Annotated in this window: 14 protein-coding genes; 8 read left to right on the top strand and 6 right to left on the bottom strand. The window is 40.9% G+C overall.

The genetic code is table 11. The features are described from left to right. Window positions 1–297 precede the first annotated feature (297 nt). The 3 genes from FD725_RS06450 (at window position 298) to FD725_RS06445 (ending at window position 2,949) form a co-directional block, all read left to right on the top strand. Window positions 298–1,680 carry a DNA polymerase III subunit gamma/tau gene (locus tag FD725_RS06450; protein ID WP_256871864.1) on the top strand — a complete coding sequence of 461 codons (1,383 nt, stop codon included), beginning with the start codon at window positions 298–300 and terminating at the stop codon, window positions 1,678–1,680. Next, on the top strand, window positions 1,604–2,290 hold the full coding sequence (locus tag FD725_RS32345; protein ID WP_372726727.1) for a hypothetical protein: 687 nt from the start codon (window positions 1,604–1,606) through the stop codon (window positions 2,288–2,290). The genes FD725_RS06450 and FD725_RS32345 overlap by 77 nt, the downstream gene beginning before the upstream one ends. An 83-nt stretch (window positions 2,291–2,373) precedes the next feature. Beyond that, window positions 2,374–2,949 carry a Uma2 family endonuclease gene (locus FD725_RS06445; protein ID WP_179047360.1) on the top strand — a complete coding sequence of 192 codons (576 nt, stop codon included), beginning with the start codon at window positions 2,374–2,376 and terminating at the stop codon, window positions 2,947–2,949. Window positions 2,950–3,020: 71 nt separating this feature from the next. On the opposite strand, the gene FD725_RS06440 is transcribed toward FD725_RS06445, so the two are convergent. From FD725_RS06440 to FD725_RS06430, 3 genes are all read right to left on the bottom strand, one after another. Next, window positions 3,021–4,661 (bottom strand): AAA family ATPase, encoded by a 1,641-nt coding sequence (locus FD725_RS06440; protein WP_179047359.1) that lies wholly within the window; start codon window positions 4,659–4,661, stop codon window positions 3,021–3,023. Window positions 4,662–5,007: 346 nt separating this feature from the next. Continuing rightward, window positions 5,008–6,381, bottom strand: coding sequence for a 1-acyl-sn-glycerol-3-phosphate acyltransferase (locus FD725_RS06435; RefSeq protein ID WP_179047358.1), 1,374 nt, complete (start codon window positions 6,379–6,381; stop codon window positions 5,008–5,010). 234 nt (window positions 6,382–6,615) lie between these two features. Then, window positions 6,616–7,791, bottom strand: coding sequence for an RNA-guided endonuclease TnpB family protein (locus tag FD725_RS06430; RefSeq protein ID WP_179047357.1), 1,176 nt, complete (start codon window positions 7,789–7,791; stop codon window positions 6,616–6,618). Window positions 7,792–7,855: 64 nt separating this feature from the next. Between FD725_RS06430 and tnpA the strand changes: the two genes are divergently transcribed. The 3 genes from tnpA to FD725_RS06415 all read left to right on the top strand — a co-directional run bounded on the left by tnpA (window position 7,856) and on the right by FD725_RS06415 (window position 11,293). Further along, window positions 7,856–8,275, top strand: coding sequence for an IS200/IS605 family transposase (gene tnpA, locus FD725_RS06425; protein ID WP_179047356.1), 420 nt, complete (start codon window positions 7,856–7,858; stop codon window positions 8,273–8,275). 150 nt (window positions 8,276–8,425) lie between these two features. Further along, window positions 8,426–10,240 (top strand): proline--tRNA ligase, encoded by a 1,815-nt coding sequence (locus tag FD725_RS06420; protein ID WP_179047355.1) that lies wholly within the window; start codon window positions 8,426–8,428, stop codon window positions 10,238–10,240. 435 nt (window positions 10,241–10,675) lie between these two features. Then, window positions 10,676–11,293 carry a GerMN domain-containing protein gene (locus FD725_RS06415; RefSeq protein ID WP_179047354.1) on the top strand — a complete coding sequence of 206 codons (618 nt, stop codon included), beginning with the start codon at window positions 10,676–10,678 and terminating at the stop codon, window positions 11,291–11,293. 188 nt (window positions 11,294–11,481) lie between these two features. Here FD725_RS06415 and FD725_RS06410 read toward each other — a convergent pair whose 3' ends face one another. The 3 genes from FD725_RS06410 to efp form a co-directional block, all read right to left on the bottom strand. Beyond that, window positions 11,482–11,826 carry a metalloregulator ArsR/SmtB family transcription factor gene (locus FD725_RS06410; RefSeq protein WP_179047353.1) on the bottom strand — a complete coding sequence of 115 codons (345 nt, stop codon included), beginning with the start codon at window positions 11,824–11,826 and terminating at the stop codon, window positions 11,482–11,484. Between the two features lie 78 nt (window positions 11,827–11,904). Then, complete coding sequence (gene accB / locus FD725_RS06405; protein ID WP_179047352.1) at window positions 11,905–12,444, bottom strand: acetyl-CoA carboxylase biotin carboxyl carrier protein; 540 nt, start codon at window positions 12,442–12,444, stop codon at window positions 11,905–11,907. Between the two features lie 195 nt (window positions 12,445–12,639). Continuing rightward, a complete protein-coding gene (efp, locus tag FD725_RS06400) occupies window positions 12,640–13,197 on the bottom strand; it encodes an elongation factor P (protein WP_179047351.1) in 558 nt (185 codons plus the stop codon). A 338-nt stretch (window positions 13,198–13,535) separates the two neighbouring features. On the opposite strand from efp, the gene FD725_RS06395 reads away from it, so the two are divergent. Both FD725_RS06395 and FD725_RS06390 read left to right on the top strand, forming a co-directional pair. Continuing rightward, window positions 13,536–14,642 (top strand): peptidylprolyl isomerase, encoded by a 1,107-nt coding sequence (locus FD725_RS06395; RefSeq protein ID WP_179047350.1) that lies wholly within the window; start codon window positions 13,536–13,538, stop codon window positions 14,640–14,642. Window positions 14,643–14,719: 77 nt separating this feature from the next. Further along, complete coding sequence (locus tag FD725_RS06390; RefSeq protein ID WP_179047349.1) at window positions 14,720–14,914, top strand: hypothetical protein; 195 nt, start codon at window positions 14,720–14,722, stop codon at window positions 14,912–14,914. The last annotated feature ends 106 nt before the right edge of the window (window positions 14,915–15,020 follow it).

Genomic DNA, 15,020 nt, shown 5'->3' with positions numbered 1-15,020 from the left:
TGTAGCGATCGCCTACAGTGGCAGCAAACTGCCATTCCACTGTACTATCGCCTTAGCCAAGTCAATAAAATCTATATCAGTGAATTTCACAGTCTCTTCTAGGGTATGTCACAGTCCACAATATAGGTGGCAAAGTTTAAAATGGTTTAACCTTAAACTTGACTGAGTGCATAGGCGATTAGAAATTCCAATGGTAAGACTCTTTGGTGGTGAAAATTCTGATGATTGGTTGTAGGCAAATTAAAAGACAAGACAACTTAACAAATCAACCCTAGAAGGTATTGACTTTTTGCACTCATGTCTTACGAACCCCTGCACCACAAGTATCGTCCAAAGAGTTTTGCTGAACTGGTGGGGCAAGAGGCGATCGCTATTACGCTCACCAATGCCATTCAGACAGCAAAAATTGCGCCTGCTTACTTGTTCACTGGCCCCAGAGGTACAGGGAAAACTTCTAGCGCCCGGATTCTCGCTAAATCTCTCAATTGTCTCCAAGATGACAAGCCCACAGCTAAACCCTGTGGTATTTGTGATGTTTGTCAAGGCATCACCAAGGGTTACACTCTCGACGTAATCGAAATTGATGCCGCCAGTAATACTGGTGTAGATAATATCCGCGAATTGATTGAAAAAGCCCAGTTTGCCCCTGTACAGTGTCGCTATAAGGTTTATGTGATCGATGAATGTCATATGCTCAGTAATCAGGCATTCAATGCGTTACTCAAAACCCTAGAGGAACCACCTAAACACGTAGTTTTTGTTTTAGCCACAACCGACCCCCAACGGGTGTTACCGACAATTATTTCCCGTTGTCAGAGGTTTGATTTTAGACGCATTCAACTAGAGGCGATGGTCAAGCATTTAAATGCGATCGCTTTTCAAGAAAACATTCACATTTCCTCAACCGCAGTTACCTTAGTCGCCCAGTTATCACAAGGGGGACTGCGAGATGCCGAAAGTTTACTGGATCAGTTAGCATTATTACCCGGTGAAGTTACCCCAGATCAAGTCTGGAATTTAGTCGGTTCCGTCAGTGAACGGGATTTATTAGGATTATTAAAGGCGATCGCTCAAGATATTCCAGAAGTAGTTTTAGAATGTACCCGGCAAATTCTTGAACGTGGCCGAGAACCGCTAATAATTCTGCAAAATTTAGCCGCCTTCTACCGCGATTTACTCATCGCCAAAACAGCACCAAATCGCCATGATTTAGTTGCTTGCACCCCAGAAACCTGGCAAGCACTAGTTGAGAACGCCCAATCAATGCCCATCAACACAATTTTACTTGGGCAGAAACACCTACAAGCCGCAGAACTGCAAATAAAAAACACCACTCAACCACGTTTATGGCTAGAGGTAACATTACTAGGTTTATTACCCAGCGCCAATATTCAGTTAACTGCGACAAACTTCACCCCCAGCGATTATCGCCCATCATCCCCAAAACCAGCCCCACAAAACCTCACCCCCACCCCACAACAGCAACCAGCACCACAAAACCCCCCACAACAACTCACCCCCACATCCAACCACCATTCCCCCACCCCACAACAGCAACCAGCCCCACAAAACCCCCCACAACAAACCACCCCCACCCCAGAAAATTCCCTCCAGCCACCCGTCTCCCCATTTCCCAGTCCCCCCAATCACCGAGTCCCCCAATCTCCCTCCCGAATTTGATCTAGCTCAAATTTGGCAGCAGGTACTCAGCAATATTAAACAGGTATCCAGACAAGCCTTACTTGGACAGATGTGTCATCTGATCGAGTTTAACGGTGTTATCGCTCGTGTTGGTGTCAAACCTGCGTGGCATGACAAAGTTAAATCAGATTTACCAATGATTGCCGCAGCTTTCCAGCAAACTTGTCATCATGAAGTCCAAGTAACCTTAGAAAAAAGCACCGGAGCAAATTCCCCTACCACGAGGAGAGAACCCCCAGCCAACAGTTACGGTAATAACGGTAACGGCAATGGTTCCTCAACTGTCAAGCAACCACCTCCAGCCAATTACAACAACCACAAACCCCCAGCACCACAGCCAACCACACCACCACCAGCATCATCAAAAACTGAATCAGTATCACCCAATACCGGAGGGACAAGAACTCCACCCCCAACACCCAACAAACCACCCCTACCAGAATGGGAAACCGATGAAGTGGCGATCGCTGCTCAACGTCTGGCACAATTTTTTGATGGGCAAATTATCCGCTTTGGTGATGATGGCGAAGGATTATCAGAAATGGGTACATCTGAATGGACAGATGATGCCGATTTGGAAGATGAATAGAAACATACCAACGTAGAGACGTAGCATTGCTACGTCTCTACCCTAGATTAAAATCAAGATAACCATAAGTTCCCATCATAATTATGAGCCTCGCTACTATTAAACGTTTTACCATCAATGAATATCATCGTTTAATTGAACTCGGCTTTTTTGCTGAAGATGACAGAGTTGAGCTAATTAAAGGAGAAATATTGCAAATGGCAGCAAAGGGTAAACCTCATGCAGTGTGCGAAACTCGTTTAGAGCGAGAACTATACAAGTTAGTCGGAGAACTTGCAACACTGCGAGGACAACAGCCAATTACTATCCCATATTATAGTGAGCCTGAACCAGATAGAGTAATTGTAAAAAATCGAGATGATGATTATCTCAGTTCTCATCCCACTGCTGCCGATATATTACTGTTAGTTGAAATATCCGATTCTTCATTGAAATATGACCAAGAGACAAAATTATCTGTTTATGCAGAAGCAGGTATTGCTGATTATTGGATATTTAATTTAGTCGATAACTATTTAGAAACATATAGTGAACCTTATCAAGATTTACAAGGTAAGTTCGGTTATCGACGCAAGCAAATTTTTCTCCCAAATGAGTCAGTTATTTTGCCATATTTTTCTAATTTAGTTTTAGACTTATCAAAAGTATTTCCTGGTTAAGGCAAAAAAGCTTAGTTTAAATCAAGTTAGACAGAAATTTGAATAAACAGATATTTTGAACCAAGAACAGACTACTGATTACATAATCTTTTAAGAAATTGACCTAAATCAGTCTGTTCTAATTCTTGGATATTCATCTCTTTAGCTATTTGCCAATTTTCCGATTTTCCCCATCCGTATGTAGTATTTTTGAGTAATTGATACGGTTGAAGTGCTGAATATTTTTCTCCTTTTACTAATTTAACGGCTCTATCTGTAAAATAGTTTTCAGTAGCTCTATACTTCAAAACATGGTAATCTATTCCTATTTGTTTGCAAATTCTAATAAATGCTTGTCTCTCACTACTAAGTTCTGCATCGACAGATAAACGCTCACTATCAATTAGGGCAAAAATATTTTCACAGATTCTTTTTATTTCTTCCAGTTCTAATTGAAATGAACCATTAATTAAAGAAGAGCCGCCTAATGGTAAAAGTAAGAAGTGGTGGTCTTGTTTATACTTTCGGAGAAATTGTTGAATAGTCTTTATCTCACTAGGGCCTTCAACAAGTAAAATTTTATTAAAGCCAAACTCTCTATATGTAGAAAAACTTAACTCTCCAAGTAATTCTGGTAGACTAGGATTTTTTTCATAATCACTCACTTCGCTACCTTGAGATGTTTGGCGTACTGTATAAATATATTCTGCACTTGCTCTTGCTAGACCAATGCTGTGAGTTGCAAAGAAAACGCCTTGACTAGCATATTTACCTAATGTAGTCAAAAAGTCGAGTTGGAGGACAGGATTGAGATTGAGTTCTGGCTCATCAATTAGAATATACGAAGGTTGCTGTATAGCTGCATTCACAATAACTAAGATAAATTGAGCAATTCCAGAACCAAGCTCTGAAAGATTATAAACTTTTCTATTAATAAATAATTTGATAGATTGATCATCTTCTGACGCATTAATTTCTAAACTATCAAAGTTAAAAATACGTTTAATATCATCAGTAAGTTCGAGAGTAGCTATATTCATTGTTCTATTGTAACCTGTTTTAAATTGCCTCCATTGACGAATAAAACTCCTTCCAACCTTGATATCAAAGTAACTTAAGTGACTGCTATCTATACTGTTCATCAAACCAGGGTCTAAAACTGGTAGTACACTAATAGCATTTCTGAAAGGCCCAATATATAAAGTTTTACTTAAATGACTAAATGTTTCTATTATGTATGAAATATCATTTAAAGATATTCCATAATCGTTATTTTGAATAAAATTTTTTATGTTATTATAAATTTGATTATCTTCTTTATTAATATTATTTAAATTTTCACAAATATTCATTGACAGACTGTATATATTATTTCTGAAAAGTGATATATTTATTTCTAAGGGAATTACTTGTTCCATCTCTCCATCATCTGGTAAAAACTCAAAGTTTATTTCTAATGGTCGGTTATTGGCATTACAAAAGACTTCTTGAGGATCTAAAACTTCTTTAGGAAAATTTAAAATTTGCAAATTTCCTCTTTGGGCGTTTGTGAAATTATTAAAATCAGAGAGTGATTTAAACAGAAGACGAAACTCATAGAAAAATTTTAGTAGAGAAGACTTTCCTGAATTGTTGACTCCTATAAATGCCGTGAAGCCTTTTCGGATAATTAACCGAGCTGGTTTAGATTCAGGAAAACATCGATAATTTTGAATAGTTAGTTTAATTTGCATAGAGAATAAGTTCTTGTTTGAACAAAATTACGTTGGTTAAATATGTTAGGTAATAGCTTAATATGTTTACTTTAACGTGAATTCGACAAGTCTTTTTTGACCTCTCCCCCAACCCCTCTCCGACGCGGAAAGGGGAGTAAAGAGCAGAAATATCAACTAAAAATGATGGTTTTAACGCCTCTCTCCTTGCAGGGGAGAGGTTTGGAGAGGGGTTTTTCCAGTCGTCGAACTCACGTTACTTTAGGTAAACTTATAGGAGTTATAATTTTCAGTTACAACACCTATTTATGTCACTTATTATACGCGGGTTAGATATCAGTTAGTGAGATATTTATTGCTCAATCTCTTAAAGCAAACTTTCCATCGCCTGTTGTAAATCCTTCGTTAAATCTGCAACAGCTTGCCTTGCACCTAAACGACTTTCTTTATAAACCGAATAACGTTCCGAGACAGATAGAGGTTCACCAATAGTAATCTTGACTTTTTGCTCACCTAATTGGGGACGCTGAAAAGACTTTTCACCTTTGAGTTTTGCTAACATTTGCCACACAAGTAAAACTGTCTCGGCAAACCTTTCTACCGTTGGTTTTTCGCGGATATAATTACCAGAAACAGCCACAAAACTTTCCACTAATCTCATGTGCCACATTCTCGCATTGGCTTCTTCTGCCACCCGATCGCCTAATGCTCTCTCTACAGCCGATAATCCTTTAATATCCTTATACTCTTCTCTAAAGATATAATTCCATCCAGCCTGTTCTACCCGCCGACAGCGATCGCTCAACTCACCCTTTGGTTGTAAATTAAAATATTGCTCTGCTATTTGTAAAGCTGCATTCAACAAAGCTTGTAAGCGTAATTTTAACACTTCATTGCGATCGCTTACTTCTTCCGTCACCGTCACCAGCTTTTGATGATAAAACCGCGTGTAGAACACTTCCATCAAAGACAGTAAATGTTCTGCCAATGTCAACAAACGTGGATAAAGTGACTCTAAATCAGGATTTTTACTTCGCAAACTGGTATCTACAGGTAAACCGCTAGTACTTGCCAACTCATCTAAAAGTTGAGCGATCGCATTCCAAGGCTCATCCACATAACTATATTTAATCCCAACTGGTACAATTAAAACCTGTTCCGAGCGTCCTGCCTTTTGCAAGTCTTCAGCACACCAAAAACCCATTTGGGCTATTCCTGGTTCCAAAGCGTTGATGATTTCCGATAGTCCATTAGTAGCACCTTCCGGCGCAGCCGCCATCGGGAACTTTCCATTAGCGAACAAATCACGCGCCGAACGTAACCCAGTCCAATCAGCCTTACCCCTCTGAATAGGAGTACCACCTAATTGTGACGCAAGCCAACCCACATAAGCACCAGCCCATAGTGGAATCCCGCGATCGTAGATAAAATGAGCATGAACTGGAGATTGTAGTCCTATCCCCTGCTCTCGTGCTACCCTTGGCACGAGTCGAGACAGCAAATAAACCAAACAAAATGGATCTGCGGTACTAGGATGACGAAAAGCCAGCAAAAACCGGACTTTCTGATCTTGAAACTGGCGATACAGATTTACCAAACTCTCCACATTGTCTGCTTCAATTTGGGTAATGCCTGATTGAGTACGTAACCAAGTCGGTAGCAACAAATGCACACAGCGCAAAACTAGCGGGTTAAACGCCGGCGGAATAAATTCCAGAGGTGGTTGTGCTTGGTAAATCATGGGGATTGGGGATTGGGGATTGGGTAATGGGGATTGGGGATTGGGGATTGGGGATTGGGTAAGAGTTTTAGCAATGACTAATGACTAATGACCATTGACTAATGACTAATGACCATTGACTAAATAAATTCATACTTCATGCTCGATATTTCGTAATGTAGTTGATACAGAAATTAGTGATGTGACGTACCCATCGCCTACCCGAAGGGAGGCGATGGCTTCTCAGAGACTCCTTTATGAGGACATTATCTGAGCTTTTAGATCGTGCGTCCCACGATTCTTGATGTTGATAGCGGCGTTCAAATCTCTACACAAACTAACTTTACAATTAGGACAATCGTGCATTCTTTGAGATAGCGGCTTTTTGACTTTGTGACTACAGTTAGAACATTCTTGACTAGTACCGTTGGGATTAACAGCTATTACCTTCAAACCAGCATTTTCGGCTTTGTTTGAAAGTATGGTTATAAACTGTCCCCATCCGGCATCATTAATACTTTTAGCCAGTTTTGTTTTAACAAGTCCCTTAATATTCAATTTTTCAACAGCTACTACATCGTATTTATCAAGTAATGCTTTAGCTGTTTTGAAATGAAAATCCTTTCTAGTATCAGCTAATTTTTTGTGTTGTTTACTCAGTTTGTTAATAGCTTTTTTACGACGGTTAGAACCTTTCTTACGTCTTGACACTTTGCGTTGTGCTGACTTTAATTTACGTTCAGCTTTGCGTAAAAATTTAGGCGATACTATCCTTTCGTCGTCTGATGTAACAAGGAAGTCTATCAATCCTACATCAATGCCGACAATATTTAAGCCATCAAAATCAGGCTTAATTGCTGGAACTGTTCTGTCCTCTAAGCTCAATGTTACATAATAACCATCAGCTTTTTTAGTAACAGCAACAGTTTTAATATCAAAACCAACTGGTATTTGACGATGAACAATTACTTTGACTACCCCAATCTTTGAAAGTGTTATTTTGTCGTTCTGGAAATGCTCCCTTTTGAATTGCGGATAAATAAAAGTTTTATATTGACCTTTAGCTTTGAATCTTGGTTTACCACTACGTTTACCGTTAGCATCACCTTTAAGCCATCGGTCAAAAGCTATCTCTACTTTTTTAGGTACTTCTTGCAGTACTTGAGAGTGAATACCTTTGTACCAAGGTCTATCCTTTTTTAGTTGGGTTAATGAGGCTTGTTGGCTAAAGCGATTGGGCTTGTTTTTTAACTCTGGTAAATGACAAACAATTAGAGAACATCTATCAATAGAGCAACGATTTTGCTCCAACCACTCAAACCTTTGTCCAATCTGATAATTGTACTGACAGCGCAACATATCTAGTGTGTTGTCGATTATTTCAGCTTGTTGTTTTGTGGGCTTTAAGCGGTACTGGTAGGATATTCTCACTTACTCGACCTAATCAGTGTTGCTATTTTAGCATACACTGATATTCAGATGAATTCCAAAAAAAATGAAAAATGATTTTGTTTCTAAAGGAAGGTCAGTAAGTGACTTGAAAGTTCACTTGGTTTTAGTGACTAAGTATCGACGCAAAGCTTTTACGGCAGATATGCTAAAAAGACTGAATACTATAGTTGAAGAGTTACTAGAAAAATGGGATTGTAAGTTGATTGAGTTTAATGGTGAGGAAGACCACGTACACGCACTTTTTCAATATCATCCAGACGTTGAACTTAGTAAGTTGGTAAATAATCTCAAATCTGTATCTTCTAGAAAGCTACGCCAGGAATTTTCAGAACACTTGGAACAGTTTTACTGGAAAGATGTATTTTGGAGTGGCTCGTATTTTGTTGCCAGTTGTGGCGGCGTTACTGTCTCTACTCTTAGAAAATATATTGAAGCGCAAGAGACACCAGAAGAAAAAACTTAGAAATTGTTCGTTTCCTCCACGTCCTCTTCCCTCGCCTTCGGCATTGGTCAGAGGACTGTCGTCAACTCACGCGCATTCATCCTACACTCACTCTTAGGAGTGTAGGATGAATGCTGAAAAAGTTAAAAATCAGGAGTAAAGAAATAAACGATGCGACTGTCACAAATGTTATTCGTCACACTGAGGGATGATCCGGCTGATGCGGAGATTCCTAGCCATAAGTTATTGCTGCGTGCAGGTTATATTCGTCGCATCGGTAGTGGTATATATGCTTATCTCCCTTTGATGTGGCGTGTGCTGCAAAAGGTTTCTCAAATTGTGCGGGAAGAAATGAACGCTACAGGCGCACAAGAGTGTTTACTTCCCCAACTACAACCCTCTGAGTTGTGGAAAGAATCGGGACGCTGGGATACTTACACCAAAGCTGAAGGGATTATGTTTTCCCTAATTGACCGACGTGAGCAACAATTAGGCTTAGGGCCGACGCACGAGGAAGTAATTACAGCGATCGCTCGTGATATGATTCGCTCTTACCGTCAGCTACCCCTACATTTGTATCAACTGCAAACCAAATTCCGTGATGAGATTCGTCCCCGGTTTGGGTTGATGCGCGGACGGGAATTTATCATGAAGGATGGTTACTCCTTCCACACTGATGAAGAAAGTCTGAAAAAAACCTACCAAGATATGTACCAAGCCTACAGCAATATGCTGCGGCGTGCGGGTTTAGCGTTTCGTCCCGTAGAAGCTGATTCTGGTGCAATTGGTGGTTCTGGTTCCACAGAGTTTATGGTGTTAGCGGAAGCAGGAGAAGACGAAGTTCTCTACACAGATGATGGGAAATACGCCGCTAACGTGGAAAAGGCTGTTTCCTTACCTGCTGATGCGGAAATATCACAGTTTACTAGTTTTGCAAAACGAGAAACACCGGGAACAGAAACCATAGAAAAAGTAACTCAGTTCCTCAAAGCTTCACCCACACAAATAGTCAAAAATGTTCTTTATCAAACAGTTTACGATAATGGTTTAACTGTTTTGGTATTAGTCAGTATTCGAGGTGATCAAGAAGTTAATGAAGTAAAATTACAGAACGAGTTAACTAGATTAGCCACTAATTACGGTGCAAACACAATTATTAGCTTAACTGTACCGAGTGCAGAAACACAACAAACTTGGGCAGCAAAAACTTTACCTCTCGGCTACATTGCCCCAGATATTGCTGATGACTACATTACTAAAAATAAACAAATTCATCCTCAATTTGTGCGCTTAGTTGATCAAACAGCCGTTGAGTTGAAAAACTTCATTACAGGTGCAAATGAAGCTAATTATCACGTCGTTGGGGCAAATTGGGGTGAACAATTTCCTCTACCAGAAAGTATAGTAGATGTGCGAAAAGCTAGACCAGGCGATCGCGCCATTCATCACCCCGAACAAACATTAAAAAGCGCCAGAGGCATAGAAGTCGGTCACATCTTCCAACTAGGAACTAAATATTCCCAAGTATTAGGTGCAACCTATACCAACGAACAAGGAGAAGAAAAACCCCTCGTCATGGGCTGCTATGGCGTAGGCGTATCCCGGTTAGCACAGTCAGCCGTAGAGCAATCTTATGACAAAGACGGCATCATTTGGCCAGTAGCGATCGCACCATATCATGCGATCGTCACCATTCCCAACATAAAAGATGCTCAACAAATCGAAATTGCCCAAAAACTTTACACAGAACTCAATCAAGCGGGAATTGAAACCTTACTAGATGACCGCGATGAACGAGCTGGCGTTAAATTTAAAGATGCTGATTTAATTGGCATTCCCTATCGTATTGTTACCGGACGAGCCATTAGTAATGGCAAAGTTGAAGTTGTAGAAAGAGCAACCCGCAACTCCCAAGAAATCCCGATTGATGAAGTTATTACTACACTCAAACAATGGATTACAACAGCAATAGCCAATAAAAAATAACCCATTCAGGGCGGAGGCTTCTAAACTCTCTGCCCTCCTCTGCGTTTTCCATTCAATTATTAAGAATTTCCAGAAAAATAACAGTTATATAATCTGACAGGTGACGAATTCCTCAAGCCAATTCTAGAATTAGAAATAAATAGGACTTACGCAGTGTCACTAAATTTTCTGGCTTTTTTGTCAATAGTCCATAGTCAACAGTCCAAAAAAACTTGATTTTGACCATTGACTATTGACTATTGACCACCCTCAGAAGGGTTTATTGGTTGAGTGCGTAAGTCCTAATAAAGTCTCTAGTAACGAGAAAGCGCAGCATTTGAACTTACAGAGCTATCCTTTAGGTTTTTGGAAACTCTCCATTTGTCAGTATCGTCTTTAACCAGGCTGCTCTTCACAACAAGACTATCTCAGCCCTCAGTCAGGAAGGTTTTAAACATGAATAACCAACAAGGATCAAATCGTATATCTTCAGGTGTAATTGCAGCCGTCTCAGCCGCCGTGATTGCTGTAGGTGGTGGAGTAGCTTGGTTGACTTCCCAACCCACCAACAATCCTCCCACACAGCCAAATCCATCCCAAAATGTCCAAAAACCAGAACAACCTACAACCAAACAACCGGGAAAAGAGCAAACAGCTAACGTTTATTGGCTCAAACCTACAGATAAAAATGTAGCTTTAGTTCCTCAACCAGTCAGAGTAGCGACTGTACGTCCCAACCAAGCCTTAGAAACAGCTTTTGAAAATTTATTAGCAGGCCCAACAGAAGGAACCAATTCTACCACGATTCCCAAAGGAACCAAGTTACTAGGGCTGAGAGTAGAAAATAATAACGAAGTTCACGTTAACTTATCTGAAGATTTTATCAAAGGTGGCGGTAGTACCTCAATGATGGGTCGTGTCGGGCAAGTAGTCTACACCGCCTCATCCTTAAACCCCAACGCCAAAGTATACATTGACATCAACGGTAAAACTTTAGATGTTCTAGGCGGTGAAGGTGTGGTACTAGAACAGCCCCTAACTCGTGACAGTTTCAAGAAAGATTATCCACTTTAAGAGTCATTAGTAGGACTTACGCACTCAACCAATAAACCATAAATGAGGGTCGTCAATAGTCCATAGTCCATAGTCAAAGGGAGCCAGCCGCTTGCGTATTTTCCTCCGTTGTGCGGACTAGCGACCAAAATCAAGTTTTTTGAACTGTTGACTATTGACTATTGACTATTGACTTTTTGACTCTTCCCTCAATTCTTACTTAGCACCCGAAAATTACGGGCTTGCTGTTCTAACCTTGTCGCCAAGCGATCGCAAACCCGATTACATAATTCAAAAATCATTTCGTCTTCCACCCTATAATAAGCACAAGTCCCTTCACTGCGGCGGCTAAGGATTCCGGCTTGCCACATTACTTTCAGGTGTTTAGACACATTTGCCTGTGAAGTCTGGGTTGCCTCTACCAACTCTTGTACGCATTTCTCTTCATCCCTAAGTAAGTGCAACAGGCGCAAGCGCATCGGTTCACTTAACAGGCTGAAGTATTCGGCTACTTGTTGCACCACTTCTTGAGGTACAGGCAACGCTTGTTTCATCAGGATTAACCCGCACAACTGACTGTTTTACCAATGACTCATTGATGGTAATGACTCACTTGTTATATAGATTAATACTTAATCAGGGTTAATTCGCATCAACGGTTGACCATATTCCACTGGTTCGCCATTTTGGACGAGAAGTTCCATAACTTTTCCCGATACCTCAACCTCAATTTCATTCATCAGCTTCATAGCTTCGATGATACAGACAGTTTGACCTTGACGGACGCGATCGCCTACTTCCACAAATGGCGCTTCACCCGGAGCCGGAGCGCGATAAAATGTCCCTACCATCGGTGAAGGTACTTCCACCCATTTCTGGTCGATTATTTTAGCTCCAGACTGTGTACCAGAACTAGCCACCACCTGCTCAGAAATACGGCTTGTCCCCACCTCCGATACTGGTGGAGTTGGGGTAGCCTGAGTAACTGATGGCAATCCCGAAGCAACCACACTGCTCAATGGTGCTTGACTATTTGGCACAATATAATTGCTTGCACTGACAGCTTTACGGACTGTGAGTTCAAAGTCATCACTTTTGAGCGTTACTTCTGCAATATCTGTTTGTGCGATCGTTGCCAGCAGTTGACGGATTTCATTAAAGTCCAATGGCACAGTTTTTATTACCTCAACCTGTCCGTAAATAAGAATATCTAAGACTACTTCTTCAAAATCAAGCAACAAACCCAGAAACTCAAGTAAAATCTGACTTTCTTAATGTTGAATTTTGAATTTTGAATTAATATCTGGCAGGGATTTAATCCCTAGTGAGGGATTGAAATCGGGATTTGTTCTCAAAAGAGATAAAATCTATTCCCTGCCTAAGTATTTATCTTCACGAGTATCAATTTTGATTCGTTCCCCTTGAGAGATAAACAAAGGAACCATCACAATTGCACCAGTTTCTACCGTTGCCGGTTTAGTGCCACCTGTAGCAGTGTCACCTTTAACACCTGGGTCTGTCTGAATTACTTCCAAAACCACAGAGTTAGGTAATTCCACTTCCAGTACTTGCTCACCCCAACGAATGACGTTCACTTCCATACCTTCCTTGAGATATTTTACGCGATCGCCAATTTGTGTAGCGCTAAGTCTACCCTCTTCATAAGTTTCCATATCCATAAAGACGAACTCATCGCCCTCTTTATAGGTATGCTGCATTGTCAGTTTTTCCAAAGTAGCCTGCGGTACAGTCTCCCCAGCCCGGAAAGTTCTTTCTAAAACTTTCCCACTTTGGACATTCTTGATGGTCGTCCGTACAAAGGCAGAACCCTTACCAGGCTTAACGTGAAGAAAATCTATCACTCGCCATACAGACCCATCTAAGACAATTGATACACCGGGTCGAAAATCGTTACTAGAAATCATGAAGCTTTCAAAATTTGGAAGACAATCGGCATTTATTGTACCCTTCAAGGGTGGTAATTAGGTAATTAGTCATTGGTCATTGGTCATTGGTCATTAGTCAATGGTCAATGGTCAATAGTCAATAGTCATTGGTCATTGGTCATTAGCATTTCTTCTTCTCCCCTGCTCCCCTGCTCCCCTGCTCCCCTGCTCTCCTGCTCCCCTGCTCCCTGTCTCCTTGTCCCCTTGTCCCCTTATCCCCTTGTCTCCACTCCCCTGACTCCTCATGCTCGTACTGTGGGAAGATGATTGATGGGTTACGCCTGGTCAACCATTTAATGCTGCATTGAGCCAATTCCATGCTTAAGTTATTAAAATCCTGGCTGAAGAACAGCCTCGTGGCAATACTGTTGGTAACAATATTTTTAGGCATAAATACAGCTGGCTGGACTCCCTCCAGTAGAGCCGCCTTGCCATCTGGAAATGCAATTACTGACGGCAAAGCTCTATTACGTTATGCACTCCCGATAAATAATAAGCCAGTCCGTGAACTGCAAGCCAGTTTAGAAGATATTTCTAACCAACTGCGGGCGAATAAAAGATGGGGTGCAGTCTCTAAAGACCTGAGTAAAGCATCCCGCATTCTTGATAAACCTTCACAAATCCTAGCAAGCGTTCCGGAAGAACGCCAATCTCAAGCCGAGAGTTGGATTAATGAATTAAAATCTGGCGTAGCGAAAGTGGAAGAACTGACGCAAGCCAAAGATAAAGAAAAGATTCTGCAAGAAAGGGCCAAATTACTTAATTTAGTCTCTTTAATCGAAGAATCAATGGTGAAGGAATTTCCCTTTGAAGTTCCTGACGAGTACAGTAATCTGCCTCAACTCAAAGGACGCGCCACCATAGCCATCAAAACCAACAAAGGTGATTTGACTGTAGTGGTAGACGGTTACAGCGCTCCTGTAACTGCTGGTAACTTTGTGGATTTGGTGCAACGAGGTTTTTATAACGGGTTAGAATTTACTCGTTCCGAAGAATCCTACGTCCTACAAACAGGAGATCCCCCAGGTAAAGAACAAGGTTTTATCGACCCCACGACAGGTAAATATCGGGCTATTCCCTTAGAAATTCTCGTCGAAGGTGATAAAAAGCCAACATACGGCATTACTCTCGAAGATGCTGGTCGTTATCTCGATATGCCAGTTCTACCATTCTCTTCCTTTGGGGCATTAGCAATGGCTCGTCCAGAAAGCCAAGTTGATGGTGGTTCTTCTCAAGTCTTCTTCTTCTTGTTTGAACCAGAACTCACCCCAGCCGGACGTAACCTCTTAGATGGTCGTTACTCAGTTTTTGGCTATCTAACGGAAGGTAAAGATATTCTCGATACCCTCAAAGCTGGTGACAAAATTGAATCAGCTACCGTCACTCAAGGCATAGAAAACTTAGTCCAACCCCAAACAGCTTAATCCCTAAATATGAGTTGATAAATCTCTAATATTTTTTGAGTTTGGTAGGGTGTGTCAGTGTAATAAAATTTAACTACATGAATAAATTATTTATACTGACGCACCCTACATTTCTGCTGATTACTCAAAATGGCAAACTGATCGTGCTTTTGATAGAATTAGAAAATTTTGCTCCAGAACAATGGAATTTGCAACTTTCACCAGAATTTTGGCACATGATTAGCGATCGCATTTGCAGTAAACGCGATCGCTTATTCAATTCTTATCGATAGATTGCGGGCTTGAAGTTTTCTGCTGCATTATGGATTTTTGAATTGTTTTGTTGGTGAGACCAATAAGCTGCCCTTCTCGCATCTAAATAGGCATTGTCTCTGTCTG

This window comes from Nostoc sp. TCL26-01 (assembly GCF_013393945.1).
Classification (GTDB): Bacteria; Cyanobacteriota; Cyanobacteriia; order Cyanobacteriales; family Nostocaceae; genus Trichormus.
The sequence above is the reverse complement of the archived record's forward strand: the minus strand, read 5'-3'. Positions and strand labels throughout refer to the sequence as shown.

What these genes read in the sequence shown, in the direction of transcription:
- FD725_RS06450 (WP_256871864.1), top strand. Translation starts at nt 298, where the DNA reads ATGTCTTACGAACCCCTGCACCACAAGTATCGTCCAAAGAGTTTTGCT.
- FD725_RS06445 (WP_179047360.1), top strand. Translation starts at nt 2,374, where the DNA reads ATGAGCCTCGCTACTATTAAACGTTTTACCATCAATGAATATCATCGT.
- FD725_RS06440 (WP_179047359.1), bottom strand. Translation starts at nt 4,661, where the DNA reads ATGCAAATTAAACTAACTATTCAAAATTATCGATGTTTTCCTGAATCT.
- FD725_RS06435 (WP_179047358.1), bottom strand. Translation starts at nt 6,381, where the DNA reads ATGATTTACCAAGCACAACCACCTCTGGAATTTATTCCGCCGGCGTTT.
- tnpA (WP_179047356.1), top strand. Translation starts at nt 7,856, where the DNA reads ATGAAAAATGATTTTGTTTCTAAAGGAAGGTCAGTAAGTGACTTGAAA.
- FD725_RS06420 (WP_179047355.1), top strand. Translation starts at nt 8,426, where the DNA reads ATGCGACTGTCACAAATGTTATTCGTCACACTGAGGGATGATCCGGCT.
- FD725_RS06415 (WP_179047354.1), top strand. Translation starts at nt 10,676, where the DNA reads ATGAATAACCAACAAGGATCAAATCGTATATCTTCAGGTGTAATTGCA.
- FD725_RS06410 (WP_179047353.1), bottom strand. Translation starts at nt 11,826, where the DNA reads ATGAAACAAGCGTTGCCTGTACCTCAAGAAGTGGTGCAACAAGTAGCC.
- efp (WP_179047351.1), bottom strand. Translation starts at nt 13,197, where the DNA reads ATGATTTCTAGTAACGATTTTCGACCCGGTGTATCAATTGTCTTAGAT.
- FD725_RS06395 (WP_179047350.1), top strand. Translation starts at nt 13,536, where the DNA reads ATGCTTAAGTTATTAAAATCCTGGCTGAAGAACAGCCTCGTGGCAATA.
- FD725_RS06390 (WP_179047349.1), top strand. Translation starts at nt 14,720, where the DNA reads ATGAATAAATTATTTATACTGACGCACCCTACATTTCTGCTGATTACT.